4 protein-coding genes and 1 pseudogene are annotated in these 4,121 nt (G+C 75.0%); all 5 read right to left on the bottom strand.

Annotation, left to right across the window (positions count from 1 at the left end):
- Positions 1 to 261 (bottom strand): annotated as a pseudogene (locus ACTUAL_RS10395) (DUF4097 family beta strand repeat-containing protein); the annotation flags it as partial.
- A 584-nt stretch (positions 262 to 845) separates the two neighbouring features.
- Entirely contained in the window at positions 846 to 1,547 is a 702-nt protein-coding gene (locus ACTUAL_RS10390) for a FadR/GntR family transcriptional regulator (RefSeq protein ID WP_096492626.1), read from the bottom strand.
- Positions 1,548 to 1,560: 13 nt separating this feature from the next.
- On the bottom strand, positions 1,561 to 2,328 hold the full coding sequence (locus ACTUAL_RS10385) for a 3-oxoacyl-ACP reductase (RefSeq protein WP_440900117.1): 768 nt from the start codon (positions 2,326 to 2,328) through the stop codon (positions 1,561 to 1,563).
- Positions 2,329 to 2,388: 60 nt separating this feature from the next.
- Entirely contained in the window at positions 2,389 to 3,747 is a 1,359-nt protein-coding gene (locus ACTUAL_RS10380; protein WP_440900116.1) for an aldehyde dehydrogenase family protein, read from the bottom strand.
- Positions 3,744 to 4,121, bottom strand: a 378-nt coding sequence (locus ACTUAL_RS10375; RefSeq protein ID WP_440900115.1) for a gamma-glutamyl-gamma-aminobutyrate hydrolase family protein, incomplete at its 5' end; no start/stop codon positions are given. The genes ACTUAL_RS10380 and ACTUAL_RS10375, both read right to left, overlap by 4 nt.

Genomic DNA, 4,121 nt, shown 5'->3' with positions numbered 1-4,121 from the left:
GAGGTCGAGGGCGAGGTCGACGGAGCGGGACTTGCGGGTGAGGTCGACGTGGAGCCAGGTGCGGGGGCCGGTGATCCGGAGCTCGCCGTCGACGAGCTCGGCGGTGACCCTGGCGGCGATCGCGACGTCGGACTCGTCGGCGGGGTTGATGGGGCGGACGTGGACGGCGGTGGTGGCGCGGTCGGAGGCGGTGACGTGGACGGTGGCGGCGGCGAGGTCCACCACGGCGGTGATCGGGGTGGGCGTGTCGAACTCGGGCATGGCTGGGTCCCCCTGCGGTTCTTCTGGCGCTCTCGGGTTTTTCCGGGTGCGTCGAACTCCTCCCCGCACGGGCGGGGAGGTCGTGGTGCGGTCGTGCTCTTCGCGGGGTGCGGCTAGCGGACCCACCCGCTGAACCGGCTGCCGCCGCGCCGGGCACGGGGTTCGGCCGCGCGTGCCGGTCGGCCAGCCGGAGGGTGTCGGCGGCGGCGCGGACGAGCCAGGCGTTGACCGAGCGCCCCTCCCCGGCGGCGGTCTCCTCGACGGCGGCCTTGAGCTGCTCGGGGAGCCGGACGTTGATGCGCGCGGTGGGGCCGTCCTCGCTGAAGGCGGGCGCGGCACCGGGGGCGGGCGCGTCGACGGCGGGGTCGGCGGGCGGCGCGGTGAGCCGCTCGGCGAGCGCGCGCGCCTCCTCCGCGCCCACCCGCCACCGCCGAGTCGGCGACGACGCGTTCCACCGGTCCTGCCACCCGGTCCAGCGCGGCGACGAGCTCGGGCAGGGACGCGGCGGACGCCCTCGGCCCGCCGCGCCGCCCAGCCTGCCGGTTCGGCGCACGACCGCCCCATCGCGCGAGCGCACCGGGGCTTCAGGACAGGAAGCCGCGCAGCAGGGCCGCCGTTCCCTCCAGGTGTTCCGCCATCGCCCGCCTCGCCGCCTCCGGGTCGCCGTCCAGGACGGCGTCGACCACCCTGGCGTGCTGGTCGTTCGAGTGCGCCAGGTTCGGCGGCAGGAGGGGGATGTGGTCCAGCAGGGCGTTCACCCGCATCCTGACGTCCGCGATCGCCGCCGTCAGGGACGGGGAGCCCGCCGCCTCCGCGATCGCCAGGTGCAGCCTGGAGTCCTTGCGGCGGTAGTCCGGCAGGCCCGCCTCCGCGCAGTCCGCCTGGCGGGCGCGCAGGTCGCGGCGGCGCTCGGGGGGCAGGGCGGTCCCGGCCGCCAGCTCCGCGGCGCCCGCCTCCAGCGCGGCGCGCAGCAGGAGGGCGTCCGACAGCTCTCCGGGGACGCCCGCCGCCCCGGAGGTGGGGTCCGGGAGGTCGCCGGTGATGAAGGTGCCGCCGTAGCGACCCCTGCGGGATTCGACGTAGCCGTTGTCCTGCAACGACTTCAGCGCCTCCCGCAGGGTCGCCCGGCTCACCCCGAGCCTGGCCGCCAGGTCGCGCTCGGCGGGCAGCCGGTCGCCGGGGGACACCACACCCAGGCGCACCGCCTGCACCAGGCGCTCCACGGTCTCCTCGAACGCGTTGCCCGCCCGCACCGGGCGGAACAGCGCGTCGGTCAGCTCGACCACGGGGACGTCCCGCTCACAGCGGCGTCACGTAGGCGCCGGAGATGCCGCCGTCCACCAGGAAGTTCGACGCCGTCATGAACGACGAGTCGTCGCTCGCCAGGAACGCCACCGCCGCCGCGATCTCCTCCGGCTCGGCGAACCTGCCCAGCGGCACGTGGTCCAGCCGCCGCGCGGCGCGCTCCGGGTCCTTCGCGAACAGCTCCCGCAGCAGCGGGGTGTTGACCGGTCCGGGGGACAGCGCGTTCACGCGCACGCCCTGCCGCGCGAACTGCACGCCCAGCTCCCGCGTCATCGCCAGCACCCCGCCCTTCGAGGCGGTGTACGAGATCTGCGAGGTCGCCGCGCCCATGGTCGCCACGAACGACGCCGTGTTGATCACCGACCCGCGCCCGCGCTCGACCATGTGCCCGATGGCGTGCTTGCTGCACAGGTACACCGACGTCAGGTTGACCTCCTGCACCCGCCGCCACGCCTCGATGCCCGTGGTCAGGATCGAGTCGTCGTCGGGCGGGGAGATGCCCGCGTTGTTGAACGCCACGTCCACCGCGCCGTAGGTGTCCGCGGTGGTCTGGAACAGGGCCCGCACCTGCTCCTCGTCGGTCACGTCCACCCGCACGAACAGCCCGCCGACCTCGTCGGCCGCCGCCTTGCCCGAGTCCGCGTCCACGTCGGCCACGACGACCTTCGCGCCCTCGGACGCCAACCTGCGCGCCGAGGCCAGCCCGATGCCGCTGCCGCCACCGGTGATCACCGCGACGCGGCCCTGGAGTCGTTCGACCATGCCCTGCTCCCTCTCGATCCGAGCGCCGGGACCTTGAGCGAGGTCCCGGCGAGCACCACGTCAGTGGGCGATGAAGACGTTCTTGACCTCGGTGAACGCGTCCAGCGCGTCCGGACCCAGCTCCCGGCCGAGACCGGACTGCTTGAACCCGCCGAACGGCGTCCAGTAGCGCACCGACGAGTGCGAGTTCACCGACAGGTTCCCGGCCTCGACCGCGCGCGAGACCCGCAGCGCCCGGCCGACGTCGCGGGTCCAGATCGACCCGGACAGCCCGAGGTCGCCCGCGTTCGCCAGGCGCACCGCGTCCTCCTCGTCGCGGAACGGCAGCACGACCACCACCGGGCCGAAGACCTCCTCCACCACGACCCGGTCGGTGGGCGCCACGGGCGAGAGCACCGTCGGCGGGAACCAGAAGCCCGGCCCGTCGGGCGCGCTCCCCCGGAACGCCACGGGCGCGCCGTCCGGCACGTAGGAGGCGACCCGCTCCCGGTGCGCGGCGGAGATCAGCGGCCCCATCTCGGTCTTCTCGTCGAGCGGGTCGCCCACCACCACGCCGCGCACGGCCGGCTCCAGCAGCTCCATGAACCGGTCGAACACGTTCTCCTGCACCAGGATGCGCGAGCGGGCGCAGCAGTCCTGCCCGGCGTTGTCGAACACCCCGTACGGCGCGGTCGCGGCGGCCTGCTCGATGTCGGCGTCGGCGAACACCACGTTCGCGCTCTTGCCGCCCAGCTCCAGCGTCACCCGCTTCACCTGCTCGGCGCACCCGGCCATGATCTTGCGGCCGATCGCGGGCGACCCGGTGAACACCACCTTCCGCACGTCCGGGTGCGTCACGAACCGCCACCCGGCGACGTCCCCGCGCCCCGGAACGACCTGGAGGACGTCCTCCGGGATGCCCGCCTCGCGGGCCAGCTCGGCCAGGCGCAGCGCGGTCAGCGGGGTCAGCTCGGCGGGCTTGAGCACCACGGTGTTCCCGGCCGCCAGCGCGGGCGCGACGCCCCAGGCGGCCACCGGCATCGGGACGTTCCACGGCACGATCACGCCCACCACGCCCAGCGGCTCCTGGAAGGTGACGTTCAGCCCGCCGGGCACCGGGATCTGCCTGCCGAACAACCGCTCCGGCGCGGCGGCGTAGTAGTGCAGCACGTCGCGGACGTTGCCCGCCTCCCAGCGCGCGTTGCCGATGGTGTGCCCGGAGTTGCGCACCTCCAGCAGCGCCAGCTCCTCGCGAGCCCCGTCGACCGCGTCGGCGAAGCGGCGCAGCAGCCGGGACCGGTCGGCGGGCGACACGGCCCGCCAGGCGGGCAGCGCGGCCGACGCGCGGGCGATCGCCGCGTCGACCAGCTCCACCGAGGCCGCCTCGACCTCGCCCACCCGCTCCCCCGTCGCCGGGTTGATCAGCTCCAACGCGGTCACGTCCCGCTCCCCTTCGCCGCCACGACAAGCGCTCCGAACAACCGCAGGTCCTCGGTCGCGACCTCCGGGTGGTACTGGACGCCGACCGCGAACGAGGCGGTCGGCAGCTCCACCGCCTCCACGACCCCGTCCGCCGCGCGCGCCACCACGACCAGCCCCTCGCCGAGCACGTCGACCGCCTGGTGGTGGTGGCACCGCACGGTCGCCGACTCGCCGAGCGCGGCGCCGAGCACGCTGGTGGGCGCGACGGCGAGGTCCACGTCCGCGAACACCCCCGGCGCCGGGTTGTGCCCGTCGACGTGCTGGACCAGCGTGCCGCCGAGGACGGTGTTGAGCACCTGCATCCCCCGGCACACCCCGAGCAGCGGCAGGTC

Source organism: Actinosynnema sp. (assembly GCF_052038725.1).
Note: the sequence above shows the minus strand (reverse complement) of the source record. Positions and strands in the feature narration are given on the sequence as shown.